Here is a 17,027-nt window from a genome sequence, read left to right on the forward strand (position 1 = left end):
TGGCAGCCAATCTAGTTCCCGACCTCCCCTGATTAATCAGCCCAAAGAATGATTTTCACGCAACGCTATGGCCACTTTGGGTCACGCAGTAGAATCGACCTAACTCACCGCTCGGTGAATGGCATAACAAGAAGGAGTTATTCGATGTCCGATATCGTAATCGTCAGCGGCGCACGCACCCCGATGGGCGGCTTTCAAGGCAGCCTGTCCGGGGTTGCCGCGGTTGACCTGGGTGCGGCAGCAATCCGCGCAGCCGTTGAGCGCGCGGGCATTGCTCCGGCTGATGTGCAGGAAGTCATCATGGGCTGCGTACTGCCGGCTGGCCTCAAGCAAGGGCCGGCGCGTCAGGCAGCGCTAAACGCCGGGCTGCCGTCTGCCACGGGCTGCACCACCATCAACAAACTGTGCGGTTCCGGCATGAAGGCAGTCATGCTGGCCCACGACCAGCTCAAAGCCGGCACCAATCAGGTGATGATTGCAGGCGGCATGGAAAGCATGTCCAACGCACCTTATGTCATGACCAAAGCCCGCGCGGGCCTGCGCATGGGCCACGGTGAGATCAAGGACCACATGTTCCTCGACGGTCTGGAAGACGCACGCACTGGTCGCCTGATGGGCTCTTTCGCCCAAGAAACAGCTGACAAGTACGGTATCACCCGTGAAGAAATGGACGCCTATGCCATCGAGTCGCTCAAGCGTGCCCAGGCTGCGATTGCCGCAGGCTCACTGGATGCAGAAATCGTCCCGATCACGGTCAGCACCCGCAAAGGCGATGTAGTGGTGAAGGATGACGAGCAGCCACTGACTGCCAATCTGGACAAGATTCCGAGCCTCAAGCCCGCCTTCGCCAAAGACGGCACCATTACTGCGGCTAACGCCAGCTCCATCTCCGACGGTGCATCCGCCCTGCTCCTGATGACAGCTGAAGAAGCCGCTAAGCGTGGCCTCAAGCCACTGGCTAAAATTGTCGGCCACGCCACCCAAAGCCAAGACCCGAGCGAATTCACCATCGCCCCAATCGGCTCAATCAGCAACCTGCTGAAGAAAACTGGCTGGAGCAAGGACGATGTGGACCTGTTCGAAATCAACGAAGCCTTTGCCATGGTAACTATGCTGGCCATGCGTGAGCACGGCCTGGATCACGCCAAGGTGAACATCTACGGTGGTGCTTGCGCTCAGGGCCACCCGGTCGGTTCCACTGGTTCGCGAATCATCCTGACCTTGCTCAATGCCCTGAAAAATACCGGTGGCAAGCGCGGTATCGCATCGCTGTGCATTGGCGGCGGTGAAGCCACTGCGGTAGCGGTCGAGCTGATCTGATTCAGGCTGTTGCGGTAACGCAATTGTTACCGCCGTTACGGGCCAGCCTTGCGCTGGCCCGTTTGCTATCAAATGCCGATTTTGTCCAGCGCCTTGCCCACCTTGCGCCAGAAACTGCGCTGCATACGCTCAGTTTCACCGCTGGCAGCGACCTGCTCAAAGGGCTGAACCTCTCTGGCATTGGCAATTTCTCCAGCTGCAACACTGGCCGAAACCAATTGCAACGCCCCCGAGCCTTGCGCGGGCAATGCTTCATTCACAGGAGGAGGATTGAGCTCATCGTAACGCAGGTAATAGACACTTCCGGCTGCCGCATCAAGGGTGAAGCTGGTGATCAGGGTAAAGTCCAACGGGCCATCGGCGAACAGGGTCCAGTGCGAGCCCAGTAAAGGCCTGCGCATTTCCAGCTTGTAACTGGCCACATCAAATTCCAGCACCATGTAACCGTTGCTCGGCAGGCTGCCAACCCGTGAGTTATCCAGGAACAGGGCCGGAGCTTCCAGCTCCTGATCAGCCCAGTCGCTCTGCGGCCGATAGAGGTAAACCAGTGCATGATTGTCATCACTGAGCGTGTGCTCATGGAATACCGGCCCCTCGGTTTCACCCCAGAACGCACCAGGCGTGGAGCAGGCCGTCAGGACGACAGGCAGAAGCAGAACAAGCCAGGACGAAGCGCGCATCGACAGCATCCTAATCAGTGGGATACGTGAGAATACCGGCTAGCCTGCCAGCATCGAACCTGACAAAAGTGCGGCCCGGTTAGCGGCGGCGATCCAACAGGTTAACCAGCCACTGATCCAATGCGCCCCAGATCGACTGACGCAAACGCAACCACCAGGGCCGCGCTTTCCATAAGGCTTTGGTGATTTCTTTACTGTCGGCAAAATCCCGCTGAAAACTCTCTGCCACCCGCGCTGTGAACTCAGCATCCAGCGCTTCCAGATTCGCGTCCAGATTAAAGCGCAGGTTCCAGTGGTCGAAGTTGCAGGAGCCCACACTGACCCAGTCATCCACCAGCACCATTTTCAGGTGCAAAAAACGGGGCTGGTACTCAAAGATCCGCACGCCAGCTTTGAGTAACTTGGGGTAGTAGCGCTGCCCGGCAAAGCGTACCGGCGGATGATCAGTGTGCTGCCCGGTCAGCAGCAAGCAGACATCTACGCCACGCTCAGCCGCTTTACGCAAACTACGGCGCACACGCAACGTCGGCAGAAAATACGGCGTGGCCAACCAGACACGGGTACGGGCGTTTTTAAGTGCAAGCACCAGCGACAGCAAAATATCCCGATGCTGAGAACCATCCGCGTAGGCCACCCGACCGTAACCTGTACGCGCCAGGGGTAATGTCGGCAGGTTCTTCAGGCGCATTGGCATTTTCGGGCGCAGCGCCTGCAGGCTCTGAATTAACTGGTAGTCATGCCATTGGCGGTCGAACAAAGCCTGCCAGTCCTGCACCAGAGGCCCGCTCACTTCAACCATCACCTCATGCCAGTCGCTGAGCGCTTCGGCGGGTTCCCAGAATTCATCGGTCGAACCAGTGCCGCCTACAAACGCAATCTGGCGGTCTACCACCAGCAATTTGCGATGATCACGATGGAAGTTCAGGCGGCCATCTTTCCAGCGCAGTGGGTTGTACCAGCGCACGGTGATGCCAGCGGCGTCCATGCGTGAACGGTCAAGCGCGTTCAGGCCCTGGCAGCCAAATGCATCAAACAGGCAACGCACCTGCACACCACGCCCGACTGCGGCACTCAGTGCCTCCAACAGCGTGTCGGTGCAGGCACCACTTTCGACCAGATATAGCTCCAGATCGATCTGTGCCTGAGCCTGGGCGATTGTTTCCAACATGCGCGGGAAAAACTGTGGACCATCGATCAACAGACTGAGGCTGTTTTCCGGTCGCCAGGGGAATACGTCCTGTGCCACGGAAATTACCTGCGTGGCCCACAAACGGGATTGACGATGGCAGAACGTCTCGGCATAGCCATTCTTCCTTAACCTTGCGAAATCCTGATCCGCCCAGCTTAAGGCTGGGGCAGTAACTGACAGCCTTCGCGCGCACTCAGCCACTGAGCACGCTGGGTGCTGCCCAGACCGCTGGCGGTGACACGTTTAGCGGCCGCATCATCCTCAAATGCGGAGATAGGAATGTACTGGGAAACATAGGTCTCACAGTAGTTGGCCGGGTTATTGGAGACATACCGGCACGAACAATATTCTTTGGCCGTATAAGCGCCGATGATGCCCGGAAACGCCTGGAGATGAACACGGTTCTGCCAGGCCAGCGCCATTATCCCAACCAGCACCAGCAGCAACACACTCAACAGCGGGTGACGGCGGATCATGGTTGCACCTCAGTGGCCAGTGCGGCCATCACCAGTTTAAGGAAGTGGTTACGGTCAAAACTGCCGTCGCGGTCGTCGGCATAGCGCACCACCACTAAGTTTTTGCTGGGTATCACGTACAGGCCCTGCCCCCAGTGCCCGGAGGCTACCAGCACATCATCCGGCACATCCGGCCAGGGCTTAGCGTTGGCGGAAACCGCCTTATTAAGCCACCACTGCCCGCCCGGCACTGCGCCATTGGGCTTGTCCACTTGCGGCAAGTAATTGGCATACGGCGTGCGGTTGAAGTCGACCCAGGCTTTGGGCAACAACTGCTTATCGTGCCAGCGCCCGTCGCGCTGCATCAGCAAGCCGACGCGGGCCAGGTCGCGAGCCGTCAAATAGGCATAGGAAGATGCGATATAGGTACCGGAAGCGTCCCGTTCCCAGGTTGCGCTGTTAATACCCAGCGGTTCGAACAGAGCCGTCCAGGGATAATCCGCATAGGCCTGTTCACCGACAATATTCTTCATCGCAGCAGCCAGCACGTTGCTGTCGCCGCTGGAATAACGGAAACGCGTGCCAGGTTCTGCATCGGCCTCATGAGCTGCGGTGAAAGCAGCCATATCACCACGGCCGCGGGTATAGAGCATGGCCACCACTGAGGATTTCAGCGGTGCATATTCGTAGTCTTCCTGCCAGTTAAGCCCTGATGCCCAGTTCAGCAAGTGGCCCATCTTGATCTGCGGATGCTCGGCAAAGGCCGGATAGTACTGCGCGACAGGCGCATCCAGACGGAACAGCCCTCGGCCGTACGCCACACCCATAACCGTCGCCCACAGGCTTTTCGACATGGACCAAGTCAGGTGGGCGGTGCTTGCGCGAGTTGGCTCGGCATAGCGTTCGTACACCAGTACGCCATCGCGGATGACCACCAGCGCATCGGTGCGCACACCTTTGCGCTCTTTTTCATCACGCGGGGGAAACGCGTATTGCTCCAGAGCGCTCAGCGCCGTGCTGGCGGGTGCCGGAGCGGTTGACCAATCAGGATCAGGCCAGTTCTCAGCATGAGCCATGCTGCACGCAGCGAGCAAACCGCACGCCAGTAACAGTCGTCGAACAGAAAATGGGGTGAACGTCATACAACCGCCTCTGCCAAAAGTGCTGGCGGGCACCCTAGCATGGCGGCTGTTGCGATCCAACGCCTGGTAGCGGCATACCGCACTGGCGTCAGCAGGATTGGCGTTACTTAGGCAGCTGGTAATCTTCCGGCCCGAGCAGATCAAGGCCGCACTCCAGATTCTCAATCCAGTACAGGAAGGCATTGATCATTTCAGCCCCCACGAAAGGCCGGCCGTGCTGCGGCACGATCATGGCCACATCCATCTGCCGGACCATAGCGGCCCACAGTCGGCAGACCTTATTGCTGGCCATGTAACGACGGTGGAAGGCCTGCATGTTGGGCACGTGATTGACGAAATCCGTAACCGGGCTGGCGTCGTCCACCATGGATGCGCCCATATCCCCGGAAAAGAGAATTTTGCTCACCGGATCGTACAGTTGGAAATTGCCCACCGAGTGCAGGAAGTGCGCCGGTACGGCTTTGAGCGTGGATTTACCCAATGTGAAGGACTGGCCGCGATCCGGCAGAGCAATAATCCGGTCGTAAGTATTCAAGCCACGGCTCAACGCCAGATAGTTCGCCGTCAGGTGCGGAAGAAAGCGCGCCCACAGTTTGGAACAGATGACCCTGGCGCGGGTGTGCAGCAGCCATTTATCCAACGACGCGATGATGTCTGGGTCCTGATGCGAAGCAAAGATATAAGTCAGGTCCTGCACCGGAATGTGCTTGGATAACTCAAGGGATAAGGGTGTGTAGGTCAGGTCTCCGCCCGGATCCAGCAGCAGGTGCTCATCATGGTCAGTAATCAGGAACTGGTTGGACTGCACGCCCTCGCCACTGACCAGATCATCAAACATCATGCATTGGTGAACGCCATTGTCGAACAGAATGATGGGCTCGCGTCGCATTGCAGACTCCTGTGGAAAGCGCCTAAAGATACTGATTACGGTAAAAAGTCGAACTGATCTGGATCAAGCAGCCCCGGTTACAGGCGCATTGCCAGGTGTTGCAGGGCTTTTTCCAGCCGCTTCTGGCGTGCGCTCATGGCCACGGCCAGCACAGCCTTATCCCTCTGCCACAACGCCTGCCAGTGCTCATCCGAGGCGGCCGCGAACGCAGCATCCAGATCCCCACGCAGGGCTTCAAACTGCGCAAAAAGCCCCGCCAACAGCACGTGACAGTGGGCATCACCGGGGCACAAACGGCCCACCTCTACACAGCCGGCGGCTAAACCGATCAGGCGCAGCTGCACGCTCTGCGGCCAGGCCTGCTCCTGCCCTACACCGAAAAGCCAGGCCGTCAGCGCTGCCAGCACATGTACATCTTCCAGAGTGCGGAACGGCTTTACGTAGTCACTCCAGCCATCGCCAGGCAAGCGTTCACAGTGAGCAGCCTGCAAGTGCAAACGGGCATGGCCGATATCTGGCATCAGCGGCAAAGCGGGCAAGGGCTCGACTTGCACGCCTTGAGCACCGTTATGCACCACCGCCAGCACCAAGCGAACAGGCTCGCCCTCAGCGTCTTCCCGGGCGCTGACCAAGAGCCAGTCGGCGGCCTCCGCTGCGGTTACAAAGTCTTTGCGCCCGCTCAGTTGCAGCCCGTTAAGGCGGGTCTGCATATCAGCCGGACGCGTGCTGCGTTGCTCACTGACACACAGCGCACCCAAGGTTTTCGGTGCAGCCGGCCACAAGGCGCGCAATGCAGCTTGATACCCGGCTAAAAATGCCAGGCCCGGCGTTGCCGAAAAGCGCCCGCCATGCAGTGCCAACTGCATCGGTGTGGCGTTAGGTAGGCGCGCCTGCAGGGCGGAATACCACTCCTCAAGGCTGACGATGGGCAAACGATCATGCTCACTCATCAGGGATTGCCAGATCATCGCGACTCCTTATCGGGCTCAAACGCAGTCAATGTCATCCAACCATCACATAAACGTCACAGTGATGACACTGCTGAAACATAGCCTGAGATTGCCCAACAAGTTCAACCGGCTGCAAGGGACAAGTCGGACAACGGAGATGACGGCATGACCAATAAGGCAGATAACGCTACACAACCCCGTCGCCTGCAAGCCGAGCGCCTGCTGGATGCCAGCGCCCTTCGCGAAGCTCAGGCACTGCGCTACCGCGTCTTTAGCAGCGAGTTCGACGCCAAACTTAAAGGTGCCGAACAGGGCCTGGACATGGACGACTACGACATTCACTGCCAGCACATTGGCGTGCGTGACCTCAGCAGCGGCCAATTGGTTGCCACTACACGCCTGCTGGACCACCGCGCAGCCGCCGACTTAGGGCGTTTCTATAGCGAAGAAGAATTCAGCCTGCACGGCCTGCTGCAGCTGGAAGGGCCCGTGCTGGAAATCGGCCGCACCTGTGTTGATGCGGCCTATCGCAACGGAGCTACGATTGCAGTGCTCTGGAGCGAGCTGGCGGAAGTGCTCAACCAGGGCGGTTATCGCTACCTAATGGGCTGCGCCAGCATTCCAATGCAAGACGGCGGCGTGCAGGCCCAGGCCATCATGCAGCGTCTGCGCGACCGTTACCTGTGCACGGAGCACTTGCGGGCGGAGCCGAAGAATCCAATCCCAACCCTGGAAGTACCGGGCAACGTCATTGCAGAAATGCCGCCCTTGCTCAAAGCTTATATGCGCCTGGGTGCCAAGATTTGCGGCGAACCCTGCTGGGATGAGGACTTCCAGGTGGCAGACGTGTTCATTCTGCTCAAACGCGACGAGCTGTGCCCACGTTATGCCAGGCATTTCAAAGCTGCAGTCTGACTCTGCTTGCACATCCTGCCTGCAGCAGGTAGACAGTGCGGCACGTTTACTCAGCGGCAGGAGCCTGATGAAAAAACTGCGTTTGTATCTGCGTCTGACCCGCTTGCTGGTAGTGATATGCCTCGGCACACTGCTGGCAGCGTCACTTTCTGTGCTGGAGCGATTTGTACGCCATGACCTGATGGGTACACGTCAGAGCCTTACACGCTGGTTTATGCGGCGTCTGACGGCCGCTCTGCCCTTCCGTTTCAGTGTGCGCGGCGAGTTGCCCCGTGAGCCCATGCTGTGGGTCAGCAACCACGTATCCTGGACCGATATTCCGCTACTGGGCATGCTCACCCCACTGTCATTTCTGTCCAAGGCAGAGGTGCGCACCTGGCCGGTGGCAGGCTGGCTCGCACACAAGGCCGGCACCCTGTTTATCCGCCGAGGTGCCGGTGACAGCAAACTGCTCAATGATCAGCTAGGCCGCCATCTGCAAGGTGGCCGCAGCCTGCTGATTTTCCCCGAAGGCACCACCAGTGACGGCCTCAGCCTGCGGACCTTCCATGGCCGCCTGATGGGTAGCGCTATCGAAACCGGAGTCAAAGTTCAGCCAGTCGCCATTCGCTACCTGCGCGCAGGCCAAGTCTGCCCGGTAGCCCCATTCGTTGGGGATGACGACATGCTTTCGCACCTGTTGCGTCTGCTCAGCAGCGATCCGGGTGAAGTGGAAATCCAGTTGTTGGAACCCATTTCAAGCGATGGTGGAAATCGCAACGCCCTCGCCCGCCAAGCCCAACATGCGATTCACCGGGCGCTCTATGGCGACACCCCACAAACTCAGCGCAGGCCAGACAGCGTTTCGGGTGAGCCAGCCTGAAATGCATCGGTGCCGCCTTTGCCCACAGTGATAACAGCTGTGTTGAACAGACTGTTAGCGGCACGAGCTCACTTCAGACCTTGGGTTTAAGGTACCTTCAGCTACCTCCGCAGGCGCCCCTCAGACGCGATGGAGATCGTCCACATAGTCCATCAAGGCCGGATAAAACGCCTGAAAGTCTGCCATGAGCGGCTGATACAGCCGCTCCAGCTCTGCCATCCCGCCCAGTAACAAGCCGGGCTTCGACAAGCGCCGGTCAATGCCACGGATGACCTGCTCAAGCACGGCAAAATCATGGTAACTGCCCAGCCAGTCCTGCTCGGCCATGCGCGGCGCGATCAGGGCCAGCCGCTCCGGCAAGTTCGGCTCCTCGCGCAACACGCGGTAGACCTTATCCGTGAACACCGGCAGTGGCTCATTGGCATACGCCCGCCAGTTCTGCGCCAGGCAGTGATCGAAAAACACATCCAAAAGAATCCCGGCATAGCGTCGGTGCTGCGCGGCAAAGCGCGCCCGCGCCTGCTCTTGCAAAGGATGCTGATCGGTAAAGACGTCAATGCGGCGGTGTAGGCGAATGGCAGCCTCAACCTCTGGCGACCACTGACCGCGCAACGGGCCTTTAACAAAATCGCCATAGAGACTGCCCAGCAACTGAGCCGGTGCATCTCCGCCTAGGTGTAAGTGAGCCAGGTAATTCATAACGGTTTATGTACATCACTTCGGCAAATGGAGACTATCGGCTAGAACAATCTGCTTATTTCCAAGTGCCACGGTAGGTTATGCGTCATTCACACACCCGAGAGCGGTGTTGCTCGGCAGCTGTTAGGCCGCAACGCGCTCATAACCGTATCACCTGATGACCCTGAGGAACACAGCATGTCCAATCTGTTCGACCCGATTAAAGTGGGTGACCTGCAACTGAAGAACCGCATCATCATGGCTCCACTGACCCGCTGCCGCGCCGAAGAGGGCCGCGTACCTGGTGCGCTGATGGCTGAGTACTACAGCCAACGCGCCAGCGCAGGCCTGATCATCAGCGAGGCAACCTCAGTCACCCCGATGGGTGTCGGTTACCCCAATACTCCGGGTATCTGGAGCGATGAGCAGGTACGCGGCTGGAAGAAAGTGACCGATGCCGTGCACAGCGCAGGCGGCAAAATCGCTCTGCAGCTCTGGCACGTAGGCCGTATCTCTCACCCAAGTTATCTCGGCGGCGAACTGCCGGTTGCACCGAGCGCTATCAAACCCGCTGGCCACGTCAGCCTGATCCGCCCTGAAACTGGCTACGTAACACCTCGCGCCCTGGAAACAGCGGAAATTGCCGAAGTGATTGAGGCCTTCCGTCAGGGCGCAGAAAACGCACTCGCCGCCGGGTTTGACGGGGTTGAACTGCACGCTGCCAACGGTTACCTGATTGACCAGTTCCTGCAGACCAGCACCAACCAGCGCACGGACAATTACGGTGGCAGCTTGGAAAACCGCGCACGTCTGCTGCTGGAAATCACTGATGCACTGATTGATGTGTGGGGCGCAGGCAAAGTTGGCGTGCACCTTTCGCCGCGTGCTGATATTCACGACATGGGCGACAGCAACCGCGAAGAATCCTTCACCTACGTAGCACGTGAGCTGGGTAAACGTGGCGTTGCCTTCATCTGCGCCCGCGAACGTGCTGCTGAAGACAGCCTCGGCGCACATCTGAAAGAGGCCTTTGGCGGTACCTACATCGCCAACGAAGGCTTCAATAAGGCCAGCGCAATTGAGCTGCTGGCCAGCAGAAAAGCCGACGCCGTTGCCTTTGGTGTGCCGTTTATTGCCAACCCCGATCTGCCGGCCCGTCTGGCCATCGACGCCGATCTGAACGCGCCAAGGCCAGAAACCTTCTACAGTGAAGGCCCGGTCGGCTATACCGACTACCCAAGCCTGTAATTGCAGCAAGCAAACGGGTCAGGCCATGCCGTGGCTGGCCCGTTTTGCTTTAACGCCTAACGCCCATCAATCTGCTTTTGCAGGTTCTGCATCTGGGCCTGAAGGGTATTGATGTTGCGCGTCATCTGCGCGCGGAAGGCATCGAACTCAGCCGTGCTCGCACTCGCCGCAACCGGCGCTGACGCCCGGTTTTCCAGCTCACTTTTCAGCACCAGCAAATCTTGCTCAATACGGGCCACGGCCTGATTCGGATTGCCCTGCTTTTTCAGCGCGTCCACATCAGCCCGCAGCGCGGCGATCTTCTCTTCAGCCTTGCTTAGCCCTGCCAATGCTGTTTTCAGACTGGCTTGCTCGGTTTTCAGTTGGCCTTGTTCGGTCGCAAACTGACTCATCTGACTACTGAGTTTCTCTGTATCAGCCTGACGGGCTTTGACATCGGTGCTGAGCTGTTCAAGTCGGGTAGCAGCATCACGCTGGGCAGTCGCGGTGCCCTGTAGCAAGCGGCTGACTTCTGCCAGTTTGCTGTCCATCTGGCGCACCTGTAGCTTGAGCGCCTCACTCCCGGTATTGACGGAGGCTTCAGTGGCCACGACCTTGCCGGATATATCCTGAATCCGTCCGGCGGCCTCCTCGCTGATGCGGGCGAAGCTTTCCTGAGTGGCGACCAGTTGCTGCTCCATCAGATGAATCTGCTGAAAGCTCCACCAGCCCAGACCACTCAAGGCAATCACCAGCGCCCCGACTAACGCCCACAACGGCCCGGTACTCGGCACCTTAGGCGCAACTGCCGGAGTGCTGTAGGTCGTGCTCTGAGCAGGCGCATATGGCTCATCAACAAAATCGCGGTCGCGCACATCGGCCCTGAGACTGGGCACATTTTCGATATCATCGCGCTGGTCGTTACGCATGGGTCAACCTTCATGAAGGGAGCGGGCAAATGGCGTGGGGCAGTATACCGGCTGGCAATCACACTAACAGCGACCAGCTTGCAGGCTTTGGTACTGTTCATCACACTACTGGCCATCGACCTGAGGCCGTACGCGCAGTTCCCTGACTCTGTCGGATCAACCACCCAAGTCAGCGCGGCTGCTGGGCGCTCCACCATGTACAGAACTCATCCAGCGCACTCCAGATGCTGACCTGCGGATCGTAATCGAGATACTCCCGCGCCCGACTGATATCCAGCGAGAAGTCCTTAGCCATGACCGTCACCCCCAAACGGAACAGGGACGGTTCGGGCTTGCCCGGCAGCAGTTTGCAAATCCCTTCGTTCAGCGCAGCTGCGCTGTAGGCCAAGGCGAATGGCAAATGCCGCTGAACTGGCTGCAGTTCAAGGCGACGCAGCACGTAATTGACCACATCCCACAGCGGCACAGGCGCACCATTGCTCAGGTTGTAGACTTTGCCCAACGCCTCACCACTCACGTACAGACAGCGCAACAAGGCCTGATTGAGGTTGTGGATGCTGGTGAAGTCCACCTTATTAAGACCGTTACCAATAATCGACAAACGCCCTTTACGATGCATCTCGATCAGACGCGGGAAGATGCTGGTATCTCCCGCCCCCGTGACAAAGCGCGGGCGCAGCGCCAAGACCTGCAAGCCAAACTCCTGAGCCGAAAATACCAGTTGCTCTGCTTGATACTTGGTCTTGCCGTAGTGATCGGAAAAACGCTTGGGCAGCTGTTCTTCCCGCAGCCCGACATGGGCTTTACCGTCGAAATAAACAGAAGGCGATGACAGGTGGACCAGACGCGGCACGTTCTGTTTCAGGCAGGCATCAATCACATTCTCCGTGACTTTGACGTTGGCCTGATGGAAGTACTCATAGGAGCCCCAAACGCCCACAGCACCGGCACAATGCACAACCGCATCAACGCCCTGACACAGCTGCTGCACCAGTTCCGGGTCGCTCAGGTCGCCCTGAATAAATTCCGCGCCCCGGCTCCGCAGATGCTCAACCCCTTCTGCCCGACGACCATTCACCCGGACATCCAGGCCGTTTTCAAGAGCAAAGCGGGCAAAGCGACCACCAATAAAACCACTTGCACCGGTTACCAGAATTTTCATTGCCACCTCCATGCTTGGTCGGCATCACTCTAGCAGCACTGCCGGATCCGCAAACTGTCATTAGCGGCCACTGCAGCGACTCTGCAAACCGTCTTTCGTTATGCAATCAAACCCTACGTGCGGCATCCAGTAGATGTCGGGTCAACTGATCCAGCAACTCGCCGCCATTGCGCCAGTAATGCCAGTACAGCGGCACATCAATGGGCTTTTCCGGGCACAAATCAACCAGTTCACCACGCGCAAGCTCGGCGCTTACCTGCTGTTCGGGAATCAACCCCCAGCCCAACCCGGCCAAAGCCAAACGGACAAAACCTTCTGAGGATGGACACAGGTGATGGGGCAATACGCTGGCAGCGCCGAGACTGGCCAGAAAGCGATGCTGCAATTGATCATCCGGGCCAAAGACAATTCCCGGTGCCGACGAAACCGTTGCGGCATTTATACCGGCAGAAAAATAGCGTGCAATGAACGCAGGGCTGGCCAGGGCCCGGTAACGCATCGCCCCCAACGGCTGTACCCGCGCGCCCGCCACCGGTCGCTCGCTGGCGCAGACACACGCGGCCACTTCACCGGCACGCATGCGCCTGAGGCCTACCTCCTGATCTTCCACCAGCAGATCAAACAACACCTGGCGCTCACGGCAGAATGCTCCTACCGCATCCGCCCACCAGGTCGCCAGGCTATCGGCGTTGATGGCAATACGCAGCCGCTCAGCGACAGTCCCCTCATCCAGGCCAGGCACCTGCGTCTGCACATCCCGTTCAAGAAGTCGCACTTGTTGCACGTGGTTAAGTAAGCGGCGGCCGATATCCGTCGGCTCAGGCGGCATGCTACGCACCAGCACTGGCTGACCAACACGGGCCTCTAGCAGCTTGATGCGCTGTGACACGGCAGATTGAGATAGCCCCAGCACCTGAGCGGCACGCTCAAATCCGGCCTGTTCAACTACAGCGGCCAACGCGGCAAGAAGCTTGTAATCAAACAAAATCAGTTTTCCTAATGATGCATCACGATTATTTGTTTCTCTTATAACCCCATTCTCCTCAGACTGCCTAACCCGAACAGGAGAACTGATAATGTGGCAAAGCTATAGCAATGGTCTGTTGATCGCCGCCGGACTGATCATTGCCTTGGGCGCGCAGAACGCCTTCGTCCTGGCGCAAAGCCTGCGCCGTGAACACCACCTGCCGGTTGCGCTGCTCTGCGTGCTGTGTGATGCCGCACTGATCAGCGCCGGAGTCTTCGGCCTGGCCGCCGTACTTGCCCACAGCCCACTGCTGCTGGGTATTGCCCGCTGGGGTGGAGCAGCCTTTCTGCTCTGGTATGGGGCTCAGGCATTGCTGCGGGCCTGGCGTCCGCAGGCACTCGAAGAGAATGGCAGCGAAGCTCAGCGCTCGCTGCGTGCGGTGATGCTGACAGCGCTGGCCGTCACCCTGCTCAACCCCCACGTGTATCTGGACACTGTGCTGCTGATCGGCTCTCTCGGGGCGCAGCAACCAAGCCCGGAAGCCTACGCCATGGGCGCAGCCAGCGCCTCGCTGATCTGGTTTATGAGCCTGGCCATGGGCGCAGCCTGGTTAGCGCCCTGGCTGGCGCGCCCGGCCACTTGGCGCATCATTGACCTGTGCGTCGCACTGATGATGTTCAGTATCAGCTGGCAGTTGATCAGCGGTGCAGGCCTGAGCGCTACCTGAGTATTCACGCAAAAGCTTGTTTCAGATGGTTTTCCACACACTTGCCATGTGTTTAAGCCCTTTGCCCAGTGCTATGATCAAGAACCTGCGGCATTAACGAGACAACTCACGCCGCTTGATACAGCCGCCCCGTGAACGGCTCCGTGCATAAGCACCTGACTGGATAGGAGATAAACCATGGCTTTCGAATTGCCGCCGCTGCCCTACGCCCACGACGCTCTGGAACCGCACATTTCCAAAGAAACTCTGGAATTCCACCACGACAAGCACCACAACACCTATGTCGTGAACCTGAACAACCTGGTTCCTGGCACTGAGTTTGAAGGCAAGACTCTGGAAGAAATCGTTAAGACTTCTTCCGGCGGCATCTTCAACAACGCTGCTCAAGTTTGGAACCACACCTTCTACTGGAACTGCCTGTCGCCGAACGGCGGTGGCCAACCGACTGGCGCTCTGGCTGATGCCATCAACGCTGCTTTCGGCTCCTTCGACAAGTTCAAAGAAGAGTTCAGCAAAGTATCCATCGGCACCTTCGGTTCCGGCTGGGGCTGGCTGGTGAAGAAGGCTGACGGTTCTCTGGCTCTGGCCAGCACCATTGGTGCAGGCTGCCCGCTGACCAGCGGTGACACTCCGCTGCTGACTTGCGACGTGTGGGAACACGCCTACTACATCGACTACCGCAACCTGCGTCCGAAGTACGTTGAGGCATTCTGGAATCTGGTTAACTGGGACTTCGTAGCGCAAAACTACGCGGCCTGATTAGCCTGATCCAACAAAAAGCCCGGCCATGTGCCGGGCTTTTTGCTATCGCGGCCCGCTACAACAACTGGCGGGCGGCAAATGGCAATTGCTCGGCATCGGTCAGATGCACAGCCTGGCTCAAGCGCCGATCTGCCTCGACCGGCCCCAGGTACTCACACATACCAACGTAAATCAGGTTGAGCAGTTGCCGCAGTTGCGTCGGTGACAGCAGCACACCTTCAAGGGGCTGACTTTGTTCCAACCAGTTGCGCACATGCAGGCGCTGCTCGATGCTCCCATCCATCACACTGAGATTGCCCGTGACAAAACTGCGCATGCGGGTTAACAAGCCTGCATCCATCGCCTGAAACAAACGCCCGGACAGAACCTCCAGAGTCCGCAGCGCCTCCTCGCTGGGCGAAGCTGCAGCAGCCCCACTCTTATGCTGCATCCGCTCACGCCAGCTCTTCAGCAACGTCTCAGGGTCCGGCAACAGCGCCGCTACCGGGCCGGTCAGTGCGCCGACCAATTCACGGTAAACCCTTGCTCGCTCAAGCTTGCGTCCACACCCGGCGGCCAGCTCGGCAATAAACTCGTTTAGAGCAAATGACGGTTTTTCCGCATACTTGCTTTCCCACAGGGCAACGGCTGACAGTAGCTCATCATCAGCCAGGTAGCAGGACAGACCGGTATAAATCGCACGACGACGGGAACTCAGACTCATATCAAACCTTCCTTGGCGGCATGTGGCTGTCATGGGTGATGGTCATATTGAATTCTGGATAACCATTTTCGGCGTGCTCGGTGTAGTCCAGACCACGCTGTTCATGCTGAGTGGATGTGCGCAAACCGATGGTCTTCTGCAATCCCCAATACAACAGCAACGCCAGCGGAAATACCCAGAGAAACGCGGCAGTGATGCCAATGACCTGAACCCAAACCCGCTCCGGGTTGAGCATGTCCGAGCGATAAAACAGCCCGGCAGCCAGGGTTCCCCAAACCCCGCAGAAACCATGCACTGGCACAGCCCCCACCACATCATCAATCTTGAAGCGCTCCAGCAAGCGCATCCCATGCACAACAATAAATCCGGCGACCAAACCTGTGACGATGGCAAACAACGGATACATGGTGGCGCAGCCTGCAGTGACTGAAACCAAGCCTCCCAGTGAACCGTTGACGGTGGTGCCCAGATGAATTGGATTGGCCCGCCCGCGGTGGGCCAGGTAGGCCCCCAGCGCTCCTGCCAGTGCAGCCAGATGGGTATTCAGTGCAATCAACCCCAGATTGGTACTGACTTCAAAACTGCTACCGGCATTAAAACCAAACCAACCCACCCACAGAATGAATCCGCCCAACGCCACTAAACCCAGGTTATGTCCGGGAATCAGACGTGTACCGCCATCCGGACCAAAACGCCCCAGGCGCGGCCCCAGCACCAGAATGCCAGCCAGTGCACACCATGCGCCGACGCTGTGAACGACCGTCGAGCCAGCAAAATCAATAAAGCCCAACTGCCCTAGCCAGCCCTGACCACCATTGATGCCGCTCCACACCCAACTGCCGAAAATCGGATAAATAAAGCCACTGATCACCACAGCACCAACCAGGTAGGCCGAGTAGCGGGTACGCTCAGCCATTGCACCACTGGCAATGGTTGTCGCTGTCGCGGCAAACATCATCTGGAACAGCATGAAGGTAAAGTCCCAAGGCGCGCCTTCAGTTGGAAAGAAATGGCTCATTCCATACCAACCGGTGAGGTTTGCGCCAAACATCAAGCCGAAACCGACACACCAAAAAGCGATGCCGCCCATGCAACCATCCATGTAGTTTTTCATCATTACATTGACGGCGTTCTTCGCTCTGGACATACCACTTTCCAGAAGCGCGAAACCGGCCTGCATGAAGAACACAAGAATGCTGGCAAACACCACCCAGGCAATATTCATAGCCTCATCCGTAGCCGCATGGGAGAAAGGTGTTACCAGACATATGAAAGTGCCCAGCCGCCATTTCTTCATCGCATCATCCTTTTGTAGGGGGTCTACGATGCATCGCAACTCTCATGCCACCCAGAAAGCAGCTAAACTATTGGCCTGGAACCCAGCTGCCGCACCACAGGCGAGCAGCCCAGTATTCTGGCCTGGCAACGTGCTCCACGGCGGTGCATGAGAATTTTTTTTGCCAAAAGTTG

General features: G+C 58.2%; 18 protein-coding genes. 6 read left to right on the forward strand and 12 right to left on the reverse strand.

Annotated features, from left to right (window positions below):
- Positions 1–144: 144 nt before the first annotated feature.
- The gene (locus AO726_RS04465; RefSeq protein WP_058066830.1) at positions 145–1,320 is read left to right on the forward strand and encodes a thiolase family protein; all 1,176 of its coding nucleotides are present in this window, start codon (positions 145–147) and stop codon (positions 1,318–1,320) included.
- A gap of 68 nt (positions 1,321–1,388) precedes the next feature.
- Here the strand turns inward: AO726_RS04465 and AO726_RS04470 are convergent, their stop codons facing one another.
- From AO726_RS04470 to AO726_RS04495, 6 genes are all read right to left on the reverse strand, one after another.
- Positions 1,389–2,000, reverse strand: coding sequence for a DUF2846 domain-containing protein (locus AO726_RS04470; RefSeq protein WP_082629048.1), 612 nt, complete (start codon positions 1,998–2,000; stop codon positions 1,389–1,391).
- 79 nt (positions 2,001–2,079) lie between these two features.
- On the reverse strand, positions 2,080–3,246 hold the full coding sequence (locus tag AO726_RS04475; RefSeq protein WP_058066832.1) for a phospholipase D-like domain-containing protein: 1,167 nt from the start codon (positions 3,244–3,246) through the stop codon (positions 2,080–2,082).
- 98 nt (positions 3,247–3,344) lie between these two features.
- Positions 3,345–3,665, reverse strand: a complete 321-nt coding sequence (locus AO726_RS04480) for a hypothetical protein (RefSeq protein ID WP_058066833.1) — start codon at positions 3,663–3,665, stop codon at positions 3,345–3,347.
- Positions 3,662–4,786: a serine hydrolase domain-containing protein gene (locus tag AO726_RS04485; protein WP_058066834.1), complete on the reverse strand. Its 1,125-nt coding sequence runs from the start codon at positions 4,784–4,786 to the stop codon at positions 3,662–3,664. Before AO726_RS04485 ends, AO726_RS04480 begins: the two co-directional genes overlap by 4 nt.
- Before the next feature lie 103 nt (positions 4,787–4,889).
- The gene (locus tag AO726_RS04490) at positions 4,890–5,675 is read right to left on the reverse strand and encodes an MBL fold metallo-hydrolase (protein WP_058066835.1); all 786 of its coding nucleotides are present in this window, start codon (positions 5,673–5,675) and stop codon (positions 4,890–4,892) included.
- Positions 5,676–5,752: 77 nt separating this feature from the next.
- Positions 5,753–6,643, reverse strand: coding sequence for an acyl-CoA dehydrogenase family protein (locus AO726_RS04495; protein WP_058066836.1), 891 nt, complete (start codon positions 6,641–6,643; stop codon positions 5,753–5,755).
- Between the two features lie 147 nt (positions 6,644–6,790).
- On the opposite strand from AO726_RS04495, the gene olsB reads away from it, so the two are divergent.
- Together olsB and AO726_RS04505 are read left to right on the forward strand one after the other, a co-directional pair.
- Entirely contained in the window at positions 6,791–7,540 is a 750-nt protein-coding gene (gene olsB / locus AO726_RS04500) for an L-ornithine N(alpha)-acyltransferase (protein WP_058066837.1), read from the forward strand.
- A 67-nt stretch (positions 7,541–7,607) separates the two neighbouring features.
- Positions 7,608–8,402, forward strand: coding sequence for a lysophospholipid acyltransferase family protein (locus tag AO726_RS04505; protein WP_058066838.1), 795 nt, complete (start codon positions 7,608–7,610; stop codon positions 8,400–8,402).
- 120 nt (positions 8,403–8,522) lie between these two features.
- On the opposite strand, the gene AO726_RS04510 is transcribed toward AO726_RS04505, so the two are convergent.
- Positions 8,523–9,101 carry an acyl carrier protein phosphodiesterase gene (locus tag AO726_RS04510; RefSeq protein WP_058066839.1) on the reverse strand — a complete coding sequence of 193 codons (579 nt, stop codon included), beginning with the start codon at positions 9,099–9,101 and terminating at the stop codon, positions 8,523–8,525.
- A 177-nt stretch (positions 9,102–9,278) separates the two neighbouring features.
- Here AO726_RS04510 and AO726_RS04515 point away from each other — a divergent pair, with 177 nt between their 5' ends.
- The gene (locus AO726_RS04515) at positions 9,279–10,328 is read left to right on the forward strand and encodes an alkene reductase (RefSeq protein WP_058066840.1); all 1,050 of its coding nucleotides are present in this window, start codon (positions 9,279–9,281) and stop codon (positions 10,326–10,328) included.
- 56 nt (positions 10,329–10,384) lie between these two features.
- On the opposite strand, the gene AO726_RS04520 is transcribed toward AO726_RS04515, so the two are convergent.
- The 3 genes from AO726_RS04520 to AO726_RS04530 all read right to left on the reverse strand — a co-directional run bounded on the left by AO726_RS04520 (position 10,385) and on the right by AO726_RS04530 (position 13,389).
- A complete protein-coding gene (locus AO726_RS04520) occupies positions 10,385–11,236 on the reverse strand; it encodes a hypothetical protein (RefSeq protein ID WP_058066841.1) in 852 nt (283 codons plus the stop codon).
- A gap of 169 nt (positions 11,237–11,405) precedes the next feature.
- Positions 11,406–12,398, reverse strand: a complete 993-nt coding sequence (locus tag AO726_RS04525; protein WP_058066842.1) for an NAD-dependent epimerase/dehydratase family protein — start codon at positions 12,396–12,398, stop codon at positions 11,406–11,408.
- A gap of 106 nt (positions 12,399–12,504) precedes the next feature.
- A complete protein-coding gene (locus AO726_RS04530) occupies positions 12,505–13,389 on the reverse strand; it encodes a LysR family transcriptional regulator ArgP (protein ID WP_152987226.1) in 885 nt (294 codons plus the stop codon).
- Positions 13,390–13,474: 85 nt separating this feature from the next.
- On the opposite strand from AO726_RS04530, the gene AO726_RS04535 reads away from it, so the two are divergent.
- Both AO726_RS04535 and AO726_RS04540 read left to right on the forward strand, forming a co-directional pair.
- The gene (locus AO726_RS04535) at positions 13,475–14,092 is read left to right on the forward strand and encodes a LysE/ArgO family amino acid transporter (RefSeq protein WP_058066844.1); all 618 of its coding nucleotides are present in this window, start codon (positions 13,475–13,477) and stop codon (positions 14,090–14,092) included.
- A gap of 177 nt (positions 14,093–14,269) precedes the next feature.
- A complete protein-coding gene (locus AO726_RS04540; protein ID WP_058066845.1) occupies positions 14,270–14,851 on the forward strand; it encodes a superoxide dismutase in 582 nt (193 codons plus the stop codon).
- A 58-nt stretch (positions 14,852–14,909) separates the two neighbouring features.
- Here the strand turns inward: AO726_RS04540 and AO726_RS04545 are convergent, their stop codons facing one another.
- Together AO726_RS04545 and AO726_RS04550 are read right to left on the reverse strand one after the other, a co-directional pair.
- Positions 14,910–15,557: a hypothetical protein gene (locus AO726_RS04545; RefSeq protein WP_058066846.1), complete on the reverse strand. Its 648-nt coding sequence runs from the start codon at positions 15,555–15,557 to the stop codon at positions 14,910–14,912.
- A gap of 1 nt (position 15,558) precedes the next feature.
- Positions 15,559–16,782 (reverse strand): ammonium transporter, encoded by a 1,224-nt coding sequence (locus AO726_RS04550; RefSeq protein ID WP_241492047.1) that lies wholly within the window; start codon positions 16,780–16,782, stop codon positions 15,559–15,561.
- Between the last annotated feature and the right edge of the window lie 245 nt (positions 16,783–17,027).

The sequence above is a fragment of the Pseudomonas sp. TTU2014-080ASC genome (assembly GCF_001446935.1).
In the GTDB taxonomy this organism is placed as follows: domain Bacteria; phylum Pseudomonadota; class Gammaproteobacteria; order Pseudomonadales; family Pseudomonadaceae; genus Aquipseudomonas.

Excerpts from the sequence above, each read along its gene's own strand:
- AO726_RS04515 (WP_058066840.1), top strand. The coding sequence starts at position 9,279 with ATGTCCAATCTGTTCGACCCGATTAAAGTGGGTGACCTGCAACTGAAG.
- AO726_RS04495 (WP_058066836.1), bottom strand. The coding sequence starts at position 6,643 with ATGATCTGGCAATCCCTGATGAGTGAGCATGATCGTTTGCCCATCGTC.
- AO726_RS04540 (WP_058066845.1), top strand. The coding sequence starts at position 14,270 with ATGGCTTTCGAATTGCCGCCGCTGCCCTACGCCCACGACGCTCTGGAA.
- AO726_RS04545 (WP_058066846.1), bottom strand. The coding sequence starts at position 15,557 with ATGAGTCTGAGTTCCCGTCGTCGTGCGATTTATACCGGTCTGTCCTGC.
- olsB (WP_058066837.1), top strand. The coding sequence starts at position 6,791 with ATGACCAATAAGGCAGATAACGCTACACAACCCCGTCGCCTGCAAGCC.
- AO726_RS04520 (WP_058066841.1), bottom strand. The coding sequence starts at position 11,236 with ATGCGTAACGACCAGCGCGATGATATCGAAAATGTGCCCAGTCTCAGG.
- AO726_RS04465 (WP_058066830.1), top strand. The coding sequence starts at position 145 with ATGTCCGATATCGTAATCGTCAGCGGCGCACGCACCCCGATGGGCGGC.
- AO726_RS04550 (WP_241492047.1), bottom strand. The coding sequence starts at position 16,782 with ATGAATATTGCCTGGGTGGTGTTTGCCAGCATTCTTGTGTTCTTCATG.
- AO726_RS04490 (WP_058066835.1), bottom strand. The coding sequence starts at position 5,675 with ATGCGACGCGAGCCCATCATTCTGTTCGACAATGGCGTTCACCAATGC.
- AO726_RS04485 (WP_058066834.1), bottom strand. The coding sequence starts at position 4,786 with ATGACGTTCACCCCATTTTCTGTTCGACGACTGTTACTGGCGTGCGGT.
- AO726_RS04505 (WP_058066838.1), top strand. The coding sequence starts at position 7,608 with ATGAAAAAACTGCGTTTGTATCTGCGTCTGACCCGCTTGCTGGTAGTG.
- AO726_RS04480 (WP_058066833.1), bottom strand. The coding sequence starts at position 3,665 with ATGATCCGCCGTCACCCGCTGTTGAGTGTGTTGCTGCTGGTGCTGGTT.
- AO726_RS04535 (WP_058066844.1), top strand. The coding sequence starts at position 13,475 with ATGTGGCAAAGCTATAGCAATGGTCTGTTGATCGCCGCCGGACTGATC.
- AO726_RS04470 (WP_082629048.1), bottom strand. The coding sequence starts at position 2,000 with ATGCGCGCTTCGTCCTGGCTTGTTCTGCTTCTGCCTGTCGTCCTGACG.
- AO726_RS04525 (WP_058066842.1), bottom strand. The coding sequence starts at position 12,398 with ATGAAAATTCTGGTAACCGGTGCAAGTGGTTTTATTGGTGGTCGCTTT.
- AO726_RS04510 (WP_058066839.1), bottom strand. The coding sequence starts at position 9,101 with ATGAATTACCTGGCTCACTTACACCTAGGCGGAGATGCACCGGCTCAG.